13 protein-coding genes are annotated in these 16,523 nt (G+C 44.7%); 10 read left to right on the top strand and 3 right to left on the bottom strand.

Features of this window, described 5'->3' with window-relative positions; genetic code table 11:
• Positions 1 to 31 precede the first annotated feature (31 nt).
• From purL to PPIS_RS11305, 4 genes are all read left to right on the top strand, one after another.
• Positions 32 to 3,916 carry a phosphoribosylformylglycinamidine synthase gene (gene purL, locus PPIS_RS11320; protein WP_010374598.1) on the top strand — a complete coding sequence of 1,295 codons (3,885 nt, stop codon included), beginning with the start codon at positions 32 to 34 and terminating at the stop codon, positions 3,914 to 3,916.
• A 104-nt stretch (positions 3,917 to 4,020) separates the two neighbouring features.
• A complete protein-coding gene (locus PPIS_RS11315; RefSeq protein WP_010374600.1) occupies positions 4,021 to 6,573 on the top strand; it encodes an intermembrane phospholipid transport protein YdbH family protein in 2,553 nt (850 codons plus the stop codon).
• A 3-nt stretch (positions 6,574 to 6,576) separates the two neighbouring features.
• Complete coding sequence (locus PPIS_RS11310) at positions 6,577 to 6,756, top strand: YnbE family lipoprotein (protein ID WP_010374602.1); 180 nt, start codon at positions 6,577 to 6,579, stop codon at positions 6,754 to 6,756.
• Between the two features lie 9 nt (positions 6,757 to 6,765).
• On the top strand, positions 6,766 to 7,086 hold the full coding sequence (locus PPIS_RS11305; RefSeq protein ID WP_010374603.1) for a YdbL family probable chaperone protein: 321 nt from the start codon (positions 6,766 to 6,768) through the stop codon (positions 7,084 to 7,086).
• Positions 7,087 to 7,153: 67 nt separating this feature from the next.
• On the opposite strand, the gene PPIS_RS11300 is transcribed toward PPIS_RS11305, so the two are convergent.
• Both PPIS_RS11300 and waaA read right to left on the bottom strand, forming a co-directional pair.
• Positions 7,154 to 7,696: a DUF1415 domain-containing protein gene (locus PPIS_RS11300; RefSeq protein WP_010374605.1), complete on the bottom strand. Its 543-nt coding sequence runs from the start codon at positions 7,694 to 7,696 to the stop codon at positions 7,154 to 7,156.
• Between the two features lie 3 nt (positions 7,697 to 7,699).
• Positions 7,700 to 8,968 (bottom strand): lipid IV(A) 3-deoxy-D-manno-octulosonic acid transferase, encoded by a 1,269-nt coding sequence (waaA, locus tag PPIS_RS11295; RefSeq protein ID WP_010374609.1) that lies wholly within the window; start codon positions 8,966 to 8,968, stop codon positions 7,700 to 7,702.
• A gap of 146 nt (positions 8,969 to 9,114) precedes the next feature.
• Between waaA and PPIS_RS11290 the strand changes: the two genes are divergently transcribed.
• Genes PPIS_RS11290 through hldE form a run of 3 tightly spaced genes read left to right on the top strand, consistent with a single transcriptional unit; the run spans position 9,115 to position 12,642 of the window.
• Positions 9,115 to 10,560, top strand: coding sequence for a capsule assembly Wzi family protein (locus tag PPIS_RS11290; protein WP_010374611.1), 1,446 nt, complete (start codon positions 9,115 to 9,117; stop codon positions 10,558 to 10,560).
• 40 nt (positions 10,561 to 10,600) lie between these two features.
• Positions 10,601 to 11,197 carry an SIS domain-containing protein gene (locus tag PPIS_RS11285; protein WP_010374612.1) on the top strand — a complete coding sequence of 199 codons (597 nt, stop codon included), beginning with the start codon at positions 10,601 to 10,603 and terminating at the stop codon, positions 11,195 to 11,197.
• A complete protein-coding gene (hldE, locus tag PPIS_RS11280) occupies positions 11,194 to 12,642 on the top strand; it encodes a bifunctional D-glycero-beta-D-manno-heptose-7-phosphate kinase/D-glycero-beta-D-manno-heptose 1-phosphate adenylyltransferase HldE (protein ID WP_010374613.1) in 1,449 nt (482 codons plus the stop codon). Before PPIS_RS11285 ends, hldE begins: the two co-directional genes overlap by 4 nt.
• Here hldE and PPIS_RS11275 read toward each other — a convergent pair.
• Complete coding sequence (locus PPIS_RS11275; RefSeq protein WP_010374614.1) at positions 12,639 to 13,352, bottom strand: 3-deoxy-D-manno-octulosonic acid kinase; 714 nt, start codon at positions 13,350 to 13,352, stop codon at positions 12,639 to 12,641. The two genes, hldE and PPIS_RS11275, sit on opposite strands and share 4 nt — an antisense overlap.
• A gap of 107 nt (positions 13,353 to 13,459) precedes the next feature.
• Between PPIS_RS11275 and PPIS_RS11270 the strand changes: the two genes are divergently transcribed.
• From PPIS_RS11270 to PPIS_RS11260, 3 genes are all read left to right on the top strand, one after another.
• A complete protein-coding gene (locus tag PPIS_RS11270; protein WP_010374615.1) occupies positions 13,460 to 14,527 on the top strand; it encodes a glycosyltransferase family 9 protein in 1,068 nt (355 codons plus the stop codon).
• A complete protein-coding gene (gmhB, locus tag PPIS_RS11265) occupies positions 14,520 to 15,074 on the top strand; it encodes a D-glycero-beta-D-manno-heptose 1,7-bisphosphate 7-phosphatase (RefSeq protein WP_010374616.1) in 555 nt (184 codons plus the stop codon). The genes PPIS_RS11270 and gmhB overlap by 8 nt, the downstream gene beginning before the upstream one ends.
• Before the next feature lie 225 nt (positions 15,075 to 15,299).
• The gene (locus tag PPIS_RS11260; RefSeq protein WP_010374617.1) at positions 15,300 to 16,496 is read left to right on the top strand and encodes a glycine C-acetyltransferase; all 1,197 of its coding nucleotides are present in this window, start codon (positions 15,300 to 15,302) and stop codon (positions 16,494 to 16,496) included.
• Positions 16,497 to 16,523 lie beyond the last annotated feature (27 nt).

Raw genomic sequence — 16,523 nt, 5'->3', positions numbered from 1 at the left:
GTTCAATCCTTAACCCCGGATGAAAATACCTATGTTAATCCTACGTGGTGCACCTGCACTTTCAGATTTCAAAGTCCAAAAGATCCTTAAAACCTGCGCTGCAGCTCAATTACCAGTTACCAATGTTTATGCCGAGTTCATGCATTTTGCTGATCTAACGGCTGAGCTTTCAGAGACTGAGTTAACTAAGCTAAACAGCCTGTTAAAGTATGGACCGACTATTACGGAGCACACGCCAGAGGGCAAACTGATCTTGGTAACACCAAGGATCGGAACTATCTCTCCTTGGGCTTCTAAAGCGACAGATATTGCAAACAACTGTGGTCTTACGCAAGTACACCGTGTTGAGCGTGGTATTGCTTATTATGTTGAGGGTGAACTAACACAAGCTCAGTTCGACGAAGTTGCACAGTTACTTCATGACCGCATGACCGAATCTGTTCATGCAGAGCTTGATGATGCAGCTAAATTATTCCGCACGGAAACGCCTCGCCCAATGTCTTCAGTAGATATTCTTGGCGGCGGCCGTGAAGCACTCGCGGTTGCGAATGTTGAGCAAGGCTTTGCACTTGCCGATGACGAAATTGACTACTTAGTTGAAAGCTTTGAAAAGCTTGGCCGTAACCCTAATGACATCGAACTGTTCATGTTCGCTCAAGCAAACTCTGAGCACTGTCGTCACAAAATTTTCAACGCTGATTGGACTATCGATGGTGTAGAGCAGCCTAAGTCGCTGTTTAAAATGATTAAAAACACCTACGAAACCAATAGCGACAACGTGCTGTCGGCGTATAAAGATAACGCTGCGGTAATGGTTGGCTCTAAAGCTGGTCGTTTCTTCCCAAATACAGACGGCGAATATGCTTACCACGAGGAAGATATCCACATTCTGATGAAAGTGGAAACGCACAACCACCCAACGGCGATTGCCCCATTTTCTGGCGCATCAACAGGTTCTGGTGGTGAGATCCGCGATGAAGGTGCAACCGGTCGTGGTTCTAAGCCAAAAGCAGGTTTAGTTGGCTTCACGGTTTCTAACCTTCGTATTCCTGGTTTCGAGCAACCTTGGGAAACAAACTTTGGTAAACCAGGACGCATTGTTAATGCATTAGACATCATGCTTGATGGCCCACTTGGTGGCGCTGCATTTAACAACGAATTTGGTCGTCCAAACCTATTGGGTTACTTCCGTACTTACGAAGAAAAAGTAGAAAGCCACAATGGCGCTGAAGTACGTGGTTATCACAAGCCAATCATGATCGCTGGTGGTTTAGGCAATATCCGTGAAGATCATGTGCAAAAAGGCTCAATCCCTGTAGGTGCTAAGCTAATCGCACTTGGTGGTCCGGCAATGAACATCGGTCTTGGCGGCGGTGCAGCTTCATCAATGGCATCTGGCCAATCAAACGAAGATTTAGACTTTGCTTCTGTTCAGCGTGAAAACCCTGAGATGGAACGTCGTTGTCAGGAAGTGATCGACAAATGTTGGCAGCTTGGTGATGATAACCCAATAGCGTTTATTCACGATGTGGGCGCAGGTGGTTTATCAAATGCATTCCCTGAGCTTGTCGACGACGGCGGCCGTGGTGGTAAATTCCAGCTGCGTAACATCCCGAACGATGAACCAGGCATGGCACCACACGAAATCTGGTGTAACGAGTCGCAAGAGCGTTATGTATTGGCAGTTGCAGCGGAAGACTTTGCTCGCTTTGAAGCAATTTGTAAGCGTGAGCGCGCACAATATGCGGTAATTGGTGAAGCGACAGAAGAGCGTCACCTAACAGTAGCTGATAGCCACTTTGATAATAATCCTGTGGACCTGCCACTAGACGTATTACTTGGCAAGCCACCTAAAATGCATCGTGACGTTGAGTCAAAGCGTGTAGTGGGTACAGCATTAGATACAGCGGGTATTGAGCTTGAAGATGCAGCTAAGCGTTTACTTCGCCTACCAACGATTGCTGAGAAAACATTCCTTATCACGATTGGTGACAGAACTGTAACAGGTTTGGTTGCACGTGACCAAATGGTTGGTCCTTGGCAGGTACCTGTTGCTAACTGCGCGGTAACAGCGGCAACTTACGATACTTACCACGGTGAAGCGATGTCTATGGGTGAGCGCACGCCAGCGGCACTACTTAACTATGGAGCCTCTGCTCGTCTAGCGGTAGCTGAAGCGTTAACCAATATCGCTGGTGCTAATATCGGTAGCCTAAACAACATTAAGCTTTCGGCAAACTGGATGGCGGCTGCGGGTCACCCAGGCGAAGATGCGGGTCTTTACGAAGCGGTTAAAGCGGTTGGTGAAGAATTATGTCCTGCATTAGGCCTTACAATCCCAGTTGGTAAAGATTCAATGTCGATGAAGACTCAGTGGGATGAGAATGGCGAAGAAAAGTCAGTGACTGCGCCATTATCACTCATCATCACTGCATTTGGTCGTGTTGAGGATATTCGCAAAACAGTCACGCCTGAGCTTCGTACTGATAAGGGTGAAACCAGCCTATTCCTACTTGACTTAGGTGCTGGTCAAAACCGTCTTGGTGCCTCAAGCCTAGCCCAAGTGTACAAGCAACTTGGCGACAAGACACCTGATGTTGACAGCCCAGAGCTGTTAAAAGGCTTCTACAATGCGGTACAAGCATTAGTTGAGTCAGGCAAGCTTATCGCTTACCACGACCGCTCTGACGGTGGTCTATTCACCACTGCTGCGGAAATGGCGTTCGCAGGCCACACAGGTGTGAGCATCGAATTAGATGCGCTGCAAGGTACTGACTTAGAAGTGCTATTTAATGAAGAGCTTGGCGCAGTATTGCAAGTTCGCAATGACGATATCGCTGCGGTTGAAGCGATATTTGCCGAGCACGGTATTGCTGATATTGCACATCGCATCGGTACGCTAAACGGTGAAGACAAGGTTATCTTTACTCGTGGCGGTCAGGCAGTACTTGAAAATACTCGCACTGAGCTTCGCACTATCTGGGCTGAGACAACTTACCAGATGCAAGCACTACGTGATAACCCAGATTGCGCGAAGCAAGAGTTTGACGCTAAGTTCGATGACAAAGATCCGGGCCTTAACGTTAAACTAAGCTTTGATCTAAACGAAGATATCGCAGCGCCTTACATTGCAAAAGGGGTGAAGCCTCAAGTTGCCATCTTGCGTGAGCAAGGCGTTAACTCACATATCGAAATGGCGGCAGCATTTAACCGTGCTGGTTTTGCGGCAATCGACGTACACATGAGCGATATCCTTGAAGGTCGCTTAACGCTAGAACAATTCAAAGGCCTAGTGGCATGTGGTGGCTTCTCATACGGTGACGTTTTAGGTGCTGGTGAAGGCTGGGCTAAATCAATCCTATTCCATGACTCAGCACGTGAGCAATTCCAAGGCTTCTTCCAACGCCAAGATACTTTCAGCTTAGGTGTGTGTAATGGTTGTCAGATGCTTTCTACATTAAAAGAGCTGATCCCAGGCACGGAAAACTGGCCACGTTTTGTCACCAACAAGTCAGAGCGCTTTGAAGCGCGTTTCAGCTTAGTTGAAGTACAGCAAAGCCCGTCAATCTTCTTTGATGGTATGGCTGGCTCTCGTATGCCAATCGCGGTATCACATGGTGAAGGTCACGCTGAGTTTGCAAGCGAAGCGGCGGTACAAACTGCACTGAATTCAGGTTCAGTTGCTGTGAAGTTTGTTAATAACTACGGTGATCCAACCACTCAGTATCCAGCTAACCCGAATGGCTCTCCTGCTGGTATTACGGGCATGACGTCAACAGACGGTCGTGCAACTGTGATGATGCCGCACCCTGAGCGTGTATTCAGAGCAGTAGCAAACTCTTGGCACCCAGATGAGTGGCAAGAAGATAGCCCTTGGATGCGTATGTTCCGCAATGCGCGTAAGCTAGTAGGCTAACGAAATTAAAAAAGGTCACTTCGGTGACCTTTTTTATTCATGGCTCGATAATTATCTATCGGGTACACTGAAAAGGAAATACCAATCATATTTTAGGGATACGAATGAAAAAATGGCTTTGGAGCTTAGTGTTGATACTCAGTGTTTTCGTGGGTGTTTACCTTGCCAGAGTTCCTTTGTCGCTCTGGGCCATTAAACATTTTATACCCCTTAATGAACTTCAGGTCAGTTGTCTTGACTGGCGTTTGTCGGGCTTCAATCGTATCCATATTACAAAAGCATGTGTGCAGACAGATGCGTTTAATGCCCAGCTTTTTGATGCGCAACTAAGCATGCGCCAAGTCAATATTGAAAAAGCAGATATTCAACTTCTTCCGCCCAAAAAGTCAAATGCAACTCAGCCACAGCGCCTTGCATTGCCACTCGACATCACCAGACCCAAAACGCATATTGCCAAGCTGTCTGTATCTGGCGAGCCATTACCAAAGCCATTAGTTGTGTCGATTTCGGAGTCCGAGCTGAATCAATTTGTAATAGCAGGTGACATCGATGCAGAAGTTACGTTGCAGCCAGAGCGTATTGCTGCAAATATTGACCTTAATGGCGAGTACCTCAGCGCTTTATTACCTCCTCAGATCCAAGCCCTTTCAGGAACTAGCCAACTTGAATTCGATGGTCTGGCTATGGACGCAGAGCTAGAACTTGAAACTTTAGTGGCGCTTGAACAGGCTGAATGTAAAGGTACCGTTGCGTATATAGGCGCTTTGTCCGGGCGCTATGATTTAGCAACGCAGCAGGGGAAGGTAGCACTTGCCGAGCCGATTTCAGCGAAATCAGCGCTTGATTGTCTTACTTCTGAATATAGTAAACTGTTACCGACCACTTGGCAGGTCCATTTACCGAGAGAAATTACTATTTCTGCGGATTCAATTGCGACAGATTTACTTGAAGTGACGGGTAAAGATAAACCGTTACAACTTGAAGTTAACGAGCTGGCAGTCGACTTAACTGAGCCTTTCGTCAATGGTGATATTCGCCTTGAATTTTTCGATGATAAGTGGGGCGCGCATACACTCTCTGGAGCGCTGAGTGCGCGACCAAATTTTGTTAATATGAGCGGGGAAATCACAACTGACCTTCAAAAGCTTACACTACAAGATGTTATTGCTGAGAATCTCGAGCTCAATAGCCGCTTCAAAATATCGGGTAACCCAACCGAGCTAATTACAATTGAGGCTCAGCCGAGCATATTCTCAACCCAGTTATCGACATCAGGTTTGGTGATCGATAATCCATCTCTGACGCTTGACTTACATGCGCAGCTAGATGTGCCAAAACTCAAAAGTGGGCATCTACTACACAGAGTCTTACCTGAAGGGATGAGTTTTGCGATAACGCTTGATTCAAAACTGCAAAACCTGAGTGTTGAGAATGTAACAGCAAAACAGAGTGCGTTGAGCGGGCGAGTTGTGCTTGAGCCTACACATGATTTTGATATCAATCTCAACTTAACCAGTGCACAGATACAACAGCAGAGTTATAAACTGAATGAGTTTGCGCAGACACTGCACTGGCAAGGCTCAGTCGCGACCGGAGAAATCTTTTCAACCTTGTCGGGCAATACTAAGGTAGCAGAAGTTAACTTAGCTGAACTCAGTTTGAAAAACGTGAGCATTGACAGCAAAGGGCAGCAAAGCCGCGGATTGATGGCGTCACATGTGATTAATATTGATGGTGTAAAGGCGTTGCTTGAACATCAATATTCAAGCTTAAAACATCCAGCCCAAATACACGTGCCCACGCAGCAGCTCACTCAACTTCAGCCATATATTGACGCGTTTTTACCGAACTTAAACATTACCCATGGTAACTTCTATGCAGTAGTCGAAGGGGATTTATCCACGCGCATATTTACCCTAGACGGGGGCATTCAAAACGGCTCTGCGTTATTTAATGAACGGCTTATTCAAAATGCAGTGATTGATGTCTCTGGTCTATTAAGTTCAGCTAATATTCAACTCAAGCCAACCACACTGAGTGTTGAAGAGTTGAGAGCTGGTGTTATCGTTCAAGCCATAACAGGCCAACTATTCAGCGAAGCTGGCGTGGCTAAACTGAAAGATATTAACGTACAGGTTTTTGCCGGTAACGTGGGGATTGATGAAGTTAGTTTGGTTTCAACGCCGCAGGTTGTTCAGGTATCGCTAGATAAACTGAGTTTAGACCTTATTGCCGCCTCTGGGCATGATGCAGGCGTTGAGCTGAGAGGACTGATCTCAGGCAAGTTACCAGTACAAGTATCTTCATCTGGGGTGCGTATTGATTCTGGTCATATCTATAATGTTGGTGAAGGGCTATTAAAGGTTGAAAACAATGCATCAATTAATGCGCTAAAAGAGCAGCAACCTAGCTTACAAACGGTGATCGGTGTACTTGACGAGTTGACTATTGAGCAATTGAGTAGTGGCGTAAATTTAAGTGAAGACGGCTGGTTGGACTTAGATGTTAAAATTACAGGAATTAACAAACTCCAACAACAACCAGTAAACTTTAACTATACACACTCAGAAAATGTGTTTACCTTATTACGAGCCCTACGCTTGAGCGACGAGATCACGCGCGAAGTGGAAAATGCGTTAAATAAAGAGGAGCGTTAGTGAATGAAATGGATGCTAGTGATATCAGCTTTATTGGTATTGAGTGCTTGTACTCATAAGGTGCAAGTAGAAACCAAAGAGCCCATTACGATCAACTTAAATGTAAAAGTAGATCATGAGATCCGCGTGAAGGTGGATAAAGAACTCGACAATTTATTCAGCGAAGACAGCGAGCTATTCTAAGGAGGATTTATGAAGCTAAAAGCAATCTCTACCCTAATTATTGGGCTCAGTATGAGCTTCGCCGCATTCGCAATTTCCATTGACGATGCTAAATCACAGGGTTTAGTTGGTGAGACTACATCGGGCTATCTTGGCATAGTTAAAAATGGCCAGGGTGTACAGCAACTAGTTGATGAAGTGAATGAAAAGCGCAAAGAAAAATACCAACAATTAGCGAAAAAGAACGGTATTACCCTTGAGCAAGTGGAAGCTTTAGCCGCTAAAAAAGCGTATAACAAAACGCATTCAGGCCATTATATTCAAGTCAATGGCAGCTGGGTGAAAAAGTAATACTTCCAAAACCGTACAAGAAAAGGCTGGCTAAACCAGCCTTTTGACTGTTTATCCGAAGCTTAGGTTATTTAGCTCTGTGGCACTGCTGAAGCAAATGCTGCCAAAACGCTTCCCCTTTACGCCTTGTGAGGCGGATATTATTTTCTGGGATCTGTTCAGGATCGTCATACTCAGCTAACGCTTGAGCCATACTTTCTTCGCGGATCAAGTGGAGTGTTGGGTAGGGCGCGCGGTTAGTGTAGTTTGCTGCGTCATGCTCATCGCTATCAGCAAAAACATAATCTGGGTGAAAAGTGGCAATTTGATAGGTGCCTTCAAACCCTTGCGCTACCAATAAAGCGTTTGCTAGGTCGACGAGATCCAAAAAGTCGTCAAAATTGCTAAAACCCTTATCAAATATAACTAGTGTTGTTTCTCGCTCTGGCTCATGGTTTAACTCTGAGCACTGCTCTAACATATCCATCACGGCATCGTCGTGGCTTATCGCTTGAGACACGAAATAATGAATGCTGTTACTTTCAACTTCCTGTCGAGCAAACGGGCAAAAGTTGTATTTTACAATGACTTGGCTAACCCAGTTTTGCATTGTAGAGATGACTGTATTCATGAATTATTCCAAGCTCTTATTGATTAGTTTCATGGTTTTAGCAATAGCCCCGGTATTTTCAACTAGTACCGATTGAGCATTAGCACCGATTTGCGTTCGAAGCGATTTGTCTTCAAATAGCGTAATAATTTGAGCGGCAAGCTTGTCCTCATCATCGACTACGATGGCACCTTGTTGCGCGATAAGTTGAGGGTATATATGCGCAAAATTATAGGTATGTGGGCCGGTTAAAATTGGTACACCATGAGCCGCCGCTTCTAGTGGGTTATGACCGCCGCGCTCAATCAAGCTACCACCAATATAGGCGATATCGGCACTGCCAAATAGCCACTTTAATTCCCCTAAAGTATCCGCTAACAAGACCGAAGCTTCTGCGTTTATACCGTTACTGCTCTTTTTGGTAAAAGCGATCTCTTGCTCGTTGAGGTAGTCAGCAACCGCTTGAAACTGCTCAGGATGGCGAGGTGCGATAATGAGCAACGCATTGCTTACCTGCTTTAATACTCGCTGATGTGCAGCAATGACCTGCTCATGCTCCTTCGGATGCGTAGATCCTGCAAGCCAAATTACCCGCTCTGGGTAATTTTCTTGAAACTGTCTTGCCTTTGCAATTTCTTCTTCAGTGATTGAGATATCAAACTTGATTGAGCCGGTAATGTGAAGCTTAGATTGAACAAGCCCGAGCTTGATGAAACGCTCGCCGTCTTCCTCATTATGGGCTGCAAGCAGATCTATGTTGCTCATCAAGCCTTTGGTTAACCAAGCATGTTTTTTATAACCTTGGTATGACTTTTCAGAGAGTCTGGCATTGACTACCAAAGTTTTACATTGGTTTTGTTTGGCGTAATAAAAAAGATTGGGCCACAGCTCAGTTTCCATCACAATAAGGAGTTTGGGCTTCAGGGTAGTGAAAAATGTTCTGACCGAAAAAGCAAAATCGATAGGTAAATAACAGACATGTACTTGGACATTGCTGTGAAAAGCTTTTGTTATCTCTTCTCTACCTGTCGGGGTGTTACAAGTAACAATGATTGGAGTTGCAGCTTGTTCTTTAAGTACTGATTTGATGAGAGGTGTGGCTGCAAGCACTTCCCCTACGGAGGCGCAATGGATCACAACAGCATGTGGTGGAAGCTTGTTTAGGTTAAAGCCGAGGCGCTCTGTAAAATGAGTTCGATAGTCAGGATTTTTCCTACCTCGAATAAAATACAGATAACTCAATAAAATAGGTGCTAATACTAGCAATAATAAGGAATATAGTCGGCGCGCCATAGGAGTCGCTTAAGCTCAAAAATCAGTATTTTACCTTGTTCCAAGGCGAAATTGAATGAACAACACAATTTTACACAGTTCAACAGATGCCTATGGGCTTTTGGTTTGGTAGTATTTAGCGCATTAAAAAGTAATGGAATAACAAAATGAATTTAGCTCGAGTACTCGCTTGCTGTAGTTTATTGGCTTCGAATCTCGCTTTTGCGAGCCCCACAGCTTATTTACCCATTGGACAAGATCCGCTGTTGGAATATCAAATCGATAAAATGTTTGCTTTGACCGTTGGTACGCCTATGGCAAAGCCTTACCGTATCAGTGAAATCAAGATGCATTTGATGAAACTTAGGCATATTGACGCCACATTACAGCAGAGTATTAGTCAGGGGATTGCACCTTATCTGCAGGACGATGCGTTGACGCAAAGATCAATAACACTTCGTGTTGATAGCGGTGAAGAAAAGCAAATAGCCAACGACAGAGGTAATTACAGTGGTGAATATGCTGAATTGGGGCTCGGTGGTGTTTGGCGTGGAAGCGAATCAACCATTTTACAGATCGGTGCTGAGTATCGAGTAGATGCAAACAAACTTGTTCCATACAATACTTTTTATGGCATGTCCTACGGCAACTTGCAGCTTAATTTAGGATATAAAGAACATTGGTTTTCACCATTTAAGCATTCGGCTCAAGTATATTCTAATAACGCGAGACCTTCATTATCAGCTTCTTTGGGTTTAGTTGTGCCTATTCGAAATTGGTGGAACTTCGATTTTGAACTGTTTTATTCTGAACTTGAGAAAGTCCATGACGGAATTCGTTTTCAAGGCACGCTTCACGATGGAACACCTAAAATAGCGGGTAGTCACTTTAGTATAGAGCCATTAGCAGGATGGAAAATCGGTCTAAACAGAGTCATGCAATTCGGAGGCGGACCTAGGAAAGTAGATTTTAAGGACTTTATTAAGGCATATTTTGACCCTGTTGGAAACGATAATAAGATAGGTGATCTCACTCAAGATGATGAACTGGGCGATCAATGGGCAACTATCACGACCAGCTTTACCACAAATTACGGCACTCAAGCACAATGGTATTTAGAATACGGTGGTGAGGATAGCGATAACCATAAAAACTATTTGTTCGGTAATACGGTTGTTAATGTTGGTGTTTTTCTCCCTCAATTGACTTCAACGACTTCATTACGCTATGAGTTTACTGATATGGAAAGCTTATGGTATGTAAACGAAATTTACGATACTTATGGCAATACAATCGACGGATTTGGCATTGGGCATTTTGCTGCAAACCATCGCCAGTTCGATGATGGTGCACCGACGCAAATTCACGTTTTAGAAGGTACTTACCAATCAGATTACCGTTCTTTATGGCGAGCTAAGCTTTCAGTTATCGATAATGAGAGTAATTATTTGAATGAACTTGGAGAGCTTGGCGCTGAGTACGAACGTGGCTACGAGTTTGAGCTGGCACATATTGGTGAAGCCTATAGCAAGCAAGTCGAAACTAAATTAACCTTGGGTAAAGATGTCTTCGGTGAGAATTACACTTGGTTATCAGTCCATGTATACTGGTAGGTATCACGCGGGACAAGCATAGAATAGTTTAGGAACAAATATGTCATTGAATGAACAAGTAGCACAAAGCTACTTCGCAAGCTTACAGCGCCATGTTGATGTTTTTGAAACAATGGCAAACTATCACCAAGAATGTGTTGAGCTACTTGAAGCATGCCAAAGCACGTTAGCAGCTGGTGGTAAGGTCATTTGGTTTGGTAATGGTGGCAGCGCGGCAGATGCGCAGCACCTCGCTGCAGAATTTGTGGTGCGTTACAAATTAGAGCGTGGTCCTTTGGCTTCGATTGCATTAACTACCGACACCTCAATTTTGACCGCACACAGCAATGACTATCACTTTGACTCCGTATTTGAGCGTCAGGTTCAGGCTCTGTGTAAACCGGAAGATATGGTGATTGGTTTAACCACATCAGGTACGAGCCCTAATATCAATTTGGCACTTCAAGCCGCAAATGAAATTGGTGCCTTTACCGTGGCATTGACTGGTAGAACTGGTGGCAAAGTGAAGGACATTGCTAAATTACCGATTATTATCGCAAACGACGAGACAGCGCGTATTCAAGAAGCGCATATGTTTATTGGTCACTGGCTATGCGAAGCGGTCGATATGCTTGTTGCGGCGGAGCAAGAGGCATGAAGCTAGCGGCACTTCAACAGCTAAATCAAGCCAAGGTATTGGTGGTTGGCGATGTGATGTTGGATAGATACTGGCATGGAGATACCGGGCGTATTTCTCCTGAGGCTCCAGTACCTGTGGTGAAAGTCAGCGCGTTGGAAGACAAAGCTGGTGGTGCGGCGAACGTTGCCAAAAACATCGCTCACCTAGATGGTAAAGTGGGTTTGCTTGGGCTTATCGGCGAAGATGACAATGGTAAAACGCTTGAGGCTATCCTTACCAAGGAAAACATTGAATCTAGCTTAGTTAACGTCGTTGAGTTGCCGACTATCGCAAAAATGCGAGTGATCAGCCGTCATCAGCAAGTAGTCCGACTCGATTTAGAAGAGCCTTTTCAGTTATCTCACAGTCAACTACTGCTTGAGCGTCTAAAGCAAGAAGTTGATAAGTATGACTTTGTGTTGTTTAGCGACTACAACAAAGGCGCTTTGTGCGCCATTTCAGAAATGATTGCGGTGGCTAAAGCAGCTGGTAAAACGGTACTAATTGACCCTAAAAATAGTGACTTGAGCCTCTATCAAGGTGCTGATTTTATTACGCCTAACTTAAACGAATTTAAACTCGCTGGTGGAGACACAAGTAGCGAAGAGGCACTCACCTCTAGTGCGCGTGAGCTTCTGAAAACGTCAGGGATCGGCGCTATGTTGCTGACGCGCTCCGAGCAAGGCATGTCTTTAATAACCAGTACTGAAAAGTTTGATTTCCCAGCTCAAGTACAGGAAGTAAGTGATGTTACGGGAGCAGGTGATACTGTGATCGCCACACTGACGACTATGTTAGGTGCGGGAATGTCTGCCAAAGATGCAGTTGAAGTTGCAAATATTGCCGCAGGCATTGCCGTGAGTAAGTTAGGTGCTGCAACGGTGTCACCGGAAGAGTTGAGTCGCAAACTGGGTCAATATCTTAGAGAAACGGGCGAGCACTACCAAACGCCGTTTGAAGAAGTGCTTAAGCACATTACTTTTGCCAAGCAAAACGGCGAAACCATTGTGTTTACCAACGGCTGCTTTGATATTCTCCATGCAGGCCATGTGCGTTATTTAGCGCAAGCTAAAGCGATGGGCGACAGACTCGTCGTTGGATTAAATAATGATGAATCGATCTCGCGTCTCAAAGGACCTGAACGTCCAATCAATCCACTAAAAGAGCGGGCGATGGTGTTATCTGCACTTGCTTCTGTGGATTGGGTTATTCCGTTTGGCAGTGTTGAAGAAAGTGATACACCAGCTAAGTTGATAGAAATGGTCAGCCCTGACATTTTGGTCAAAGGTGGTGACTATAAAGTAGAAGAGATCGCAGGTGCAGAGCATGTGCTTAATCAAGGTGGAAAAGTCGAGGTGTTAGCGTTTTTGGATGGCTGCTCGACTTCCAATGTGATTAAAAAGGCACAGCTACAAAAAAGTTAACGTGCGCTGAGATAGGCTTGCATTAACACTTGCCACTGATTTTCATCAAAATAAAAGGTCGGCCATTTGCCGGCCTCTTTTTTAAATGAACGTTGCAAACGCTCCAGGTTTGCGTGCTGCCAACTTGAGTTTGGCTGCATGATTTTGCCCTTATCAAAATCAATTAGAAATACTTTGCCGTCGGCATCAAACAAAATATTGTTGATGTTCAAGTCATCATGATACGCACCGGCTTGATGAAACTGTGCAATGGTGTGGCCGATACTTTCCAGTTCATTTGTACTAAGCGTTCTTGCTTGCAAAATTTCGCAAACACTGGTGGCATCAGACACCGCTTCGGTCAAAATATCTGCACGATAAATACCAAAATGAAGCGATATTCTTGCGCCAAGTGGTGTTGGGACTGGTAAACCTTGTAGTTGTAGTTGCTCTAGCAAAGCAAACTCTTGATATACGCGCGTATTTTCTAGTTTGGTGAAAATATACTGATCACTCAACAGCTTGCCGATTAAGCCTCCACGATAGTAGTGCTTAAGTACCGCGATGCTTTGGTTAAATCGCACGAACCACGCCGTTGCTCGACCTTCTTTCGAGCCGACAATCGCATTATTTTTATGCCAATATTCAGGGTCAAACATTTCTTCTGAAACATCATAATCTAGGGTTGAAGGCGTTAGTAAATAGCTATGCGGTTGTTTGGTGATTTGCACAATATAGGATTCTTAAGAGTCAATTGTGACATTCTAACGATTTTTCATCCTCAGTGAAACTTGCAAACTTGTTTGATTAATTTAAGATCAAGCGCTTGTTACTTTCCATGAGAACTATTGTTTTGAGCAAATCCTTGACCTCTATTTGTATTTTGCGACTTTCAGCGATTGGCGACGTGTGCCATGCAGTAAGTGCTGTACAGGCGATCCAACGCGCACATCCGCAAGCGAAAATAACCTGGGTGATAGGTAAAGTGGAAGCCATGTTGCTGGCTGACTTACCCGGTGTTGAGCTCGTCGTATTTGACAAAAAACAGGGCAAAGCCGCGCTCAAGGCTTTAAAGGCAAAGTTCAAAGGGCAAAAGTTTGACGTATTACTACATATGCAGGTTGCGTTAAGAGCCAACCTTGTTGCGCGAGTTATTCCTGCAAAGCAAAAATTAGGCTTTGATAAAGGGCGCTCAAAAGAGTTACACAGTTTGTTTATTAATAAGCGGATCGCACCTCAAAAGTCGCCACATGTGCTCGAAGGTTTCCAAAACTTTGCCCGTGCAATTGGTGCTGAGTGCGGTGAGCCAACATGGCAGATGCCAGTGACGGCAGCTCATCAAGCTGCGGCAAAATCGCTATTGCCCGAAGGGAAAGTGTTTGTGATATCGCCTGCGGCAAGTAAAGCCGAGCGCAATTGGCTTCCTGAGCGTTATGCTAGGGTTGCAGATCATGCTGCTGCATTGGGGTTTCAGGTGGTGATAACGGGTGGTCCAACGGAGCTTGAGCAAAACTTAGCAGCCGAAATTCAAAAACACAGTCAAGCTGAGTTATTAAACTTAGTGGGAAAAACTGACTTGAAAACCCTACTTTGTGTGTTGGAGCAAGCCGAATTGGTGTTGGCACCTGATACCGGGCCTGCTCATATGGCTGTGACTGTTGGAACGCCGGTGATTGGTTTGTATGCGCACTCCAACCCAACTCGTACAGGGCCATACCTGTATCAAGACTATGTAGTTGAGGTTTATCATCAAAACCTCATTGCGCAAAAGGGTAAAACTGCAGAACAATTACCGTGGGGAACACGCGTAAAGGGTAGTGAACTCATGTCTCAAATTTCCGTTGATGCAGTAATTACGATGTTTGATCGGGTAATAAAAGAGCAGGAGATTGTGACCAATGCATAAGGCAGTATTTTTAGACAGAGACGGCGTTGTTAATAAAGATCACGCCTATGTTCATCAAATCGCGGATTTTGAGTTTATCGACGGGGTATTCAGTGCCTGCCAAGCATTTAGCAAAGCCGGTTATAAAATTGTGGTCGTGACGAATCAGTCGGGCATTGGCCGAGGTTACTATGATGAAGCACAATTTCACGCGTTAAGTGAGTGGATGTGCGCGCAGTTTATGGCGCATGGTGTTGACATCGCTGGTGTTTATTTTTGTCCTCACCACCCTGAAAAGGCACAAGGCCCATATAAAGTAGAGTGTAACTGTCGTAAGCCTGAACCTGGGATGCTGCTGCAAGCGATAGCCGAGCATGACTTGGATCCTGCGCAAAGTATTATGATTGGTGACAAAGTCTCAGACATCAAGGCTGCCCGCGCTGCTGGCGTAAAAACAGCCATTTTAGTTGAGTCTGGGCAGAGTTTTAGTCAAGAGCAACAACAGCTCGCGGATAAAGTATGTGCGTCGTTGGCGGAGGTACCAGCCGCACTATCTTTGTCTGAGTAAAATAAAGTTTGCTGCCAGTTGTCGCAAATCGTGCATTTATTGTGTGAACCTTTTAAAATAAAGATATCTTTTAATGTACCAGGTATGATTGAATTGGTACGTTCCAATTAACTTGAGCTAATTAATATAGAATAAGCGCAAGCGTTAACTTCTGATAGTGAGAATGACAACCGCCTATGGCGATACGTAGCTTACTATCACCGTGCAAAAAATGGAGACTCCCAGATGAGAGCATCGGCCTTCTACAGCCAGCTTCAGCAACAAATTGAAGAAGTAAAAGCTGAAGGATTATATAAAAAAGAGCGTATTATCACTTCTCAGCAGCAAGCTGAAATTGCAGTATCGACTGGCGAAAGTGTAATTAACTTCTGTGCAAACAACTATCTAGGTTTGGCGAATCACCCAGAGCTAATTAAAGCGGCGCAAGGCGGCCTTGATGACCATGGTTTTGGTGTCGCGTCGGTGCGCTTTATCTGTGGTACGCAAGATATTCACAAAACGCTTGAAGCAAAGATCAGTGAATTTCTAGAAACAGAAGATACTATCCTTTACTCTTCATGCTTTGATGCTAATGCAGGTTTATTCGAAACTATATTAGGCCCTGAAGATGCAATTATCTCGGACTCATTAAATCACGCTTCTATCATTGATGGTGTGCGTTTATGTAAAGCTAAGCGTTTCCGCTACGCAAACAACGATATGGCTGATCTTGAGCAGCAGTTAATAGCCGCTGATGAAGCTGGTGTGAAAACCAAGCTTATCGCGACCGATGGCGTATTCTCAATGGATGGCGTTATTTGTAACTTAAAAGCGGTTTGTGATTTAGCGGATAAGTACGACGCATTAGTGATGGTTGATGATTCACACGCAGTAGGTTTTGTTGGTGAAAATGGCCGCGGTACACCGGAATACTGTGGTGTATTAGACCGAGTGGATATCATTACAGGAACACTTGGTAAAGCACTTGGCGGTGCGTCGGGCGGTTATACCTCTGGCAAGAAAGAAATCGTAGAGTGGTTACGTCAGCGTTCACGTCCTTATTTATTCTCAAACTCGCTAGCGCCGTCAATTGTTACTGCTTCAATCAAAGTACTAGACATGATGAAAGAAGGCGATGCCTTACGTGCTAAACTATGGGATAACGCAGCCTACTTCCGTACTAAGATGGAAGCTGTTGGCTTTACTTGTGCGGGTAAAGATCACGCGATTATTCCGGTTATGTTAGGCGATGCCAAAGTGGCCTCAGAAATGGCTGACAGACTGCTGGCTGAAGGTATCTATGTGATCGGTTTCTCTTATCCTGTTGTGCCAAAAGGTCAAGCTAGGATCAGAACACAAATTTCAGCTGCGCATACGACTGAGCAGCTAGACAAAGCAATCGAAGCCTTTACCCGTATTGGTAAAGACCTAGGCGTCATTTAATTTTGCCACCGGCATTAAGCCGGTGCA

It is taken from the genome of Pseudoalteromonas piscicida, assembly GCF_000238315.3.
Taxonomy (GTDB): domain Bacteria; phylum Pseudomonadota; class Gammaproteobacteria; order Enterobacterales; family Alteromonadaceae; genus Pseudoalteromonas; species Pseudoalteromonas piscicida.
Note: the sequence above shows the minus strand (reverse complement) of the source record. Positions and strands in the feature narration are given on the sequence as shown.

Coding starts and splice junctions, on each gene's coding strand:
- purL (WP_010374598.1), top strand. CDS start 32: ATGTTAATCCTACGTGGTGCACCTGCACTTTCAGATTTCAAAGTCCAA.
- PPIS_RS11315 (WP_010374600.1), top strand. CDS start 4,021: ATGAAAAAATGGCTTTGGAGCTTAGTGTTGATACTCAGTGTTTTCGTG.
- PPIS_RS11310 (WP_010374602.1), top strand. CDS start 6,577: ATGAAATGGATGCTAGTGATATCAGCTTTATTGGTATTGAGTGCTTGT.
- PPIS_RS11305 (WP_010374603.1), top strand. CDS start 6,766: ATGAAGCTAAAAGCAATCTCTACCCTAATTATTGGGCTCAGTATGAGC.
- PPIS_RS11300 (WP_010374605.1), bottom strand. CDS start 7,696: ATGAATACAGTCATCTCTACAATGCAAAACTGGGTTAGCCAAGTCATT.
- waaA (WP_010374609.1), bottom strand. CDS start 8,968: ATGGCGCGCCGACTATATTCCTTATTATTGCTAGTATTAGCACCTATT.
- PPIS_RS11290 (WP_010374611.1), top strand. CDS start 9,115: ATGAATTTAGCTCGAGTACTCGCTTGCTGTAGTTTATTGGCTTCGAAT.
- PPIS_RS11285 (WP_010374612.1), top strand. CDS start 10,601: ATGTCATTGAATGAACAAGTAGCACAAAGCTACTTCGCAAGCTTACAG.
- hldE (WP_010374613.1), top strand. CDS start 11,194: ATGAAGCTAGCGGCACTTCAACAGCTAAATCAAGCCAAGGTATTGGTG.
- PPIS_RS11270 (WP_010374615.1), top strand. CDS start 13,460: ATGAGAACTATTGTTTTGAGCAAATCCTTGACCTCTATTTGTATTTTG.
- gmhB (WP_010374616.1), top strand. CDS start 14,520: ATGCATAAGGCAGTATTTTTAGACAGAGACGGCGTTGTTAATAAAGAT.
- PPIS_RS11260 (WP_010374617.1), top strand. CDS start 15,300: ATGAGAGCATCGGCCTTCTACAGCCAGCTTCAGCAACAAATTGAAGAA.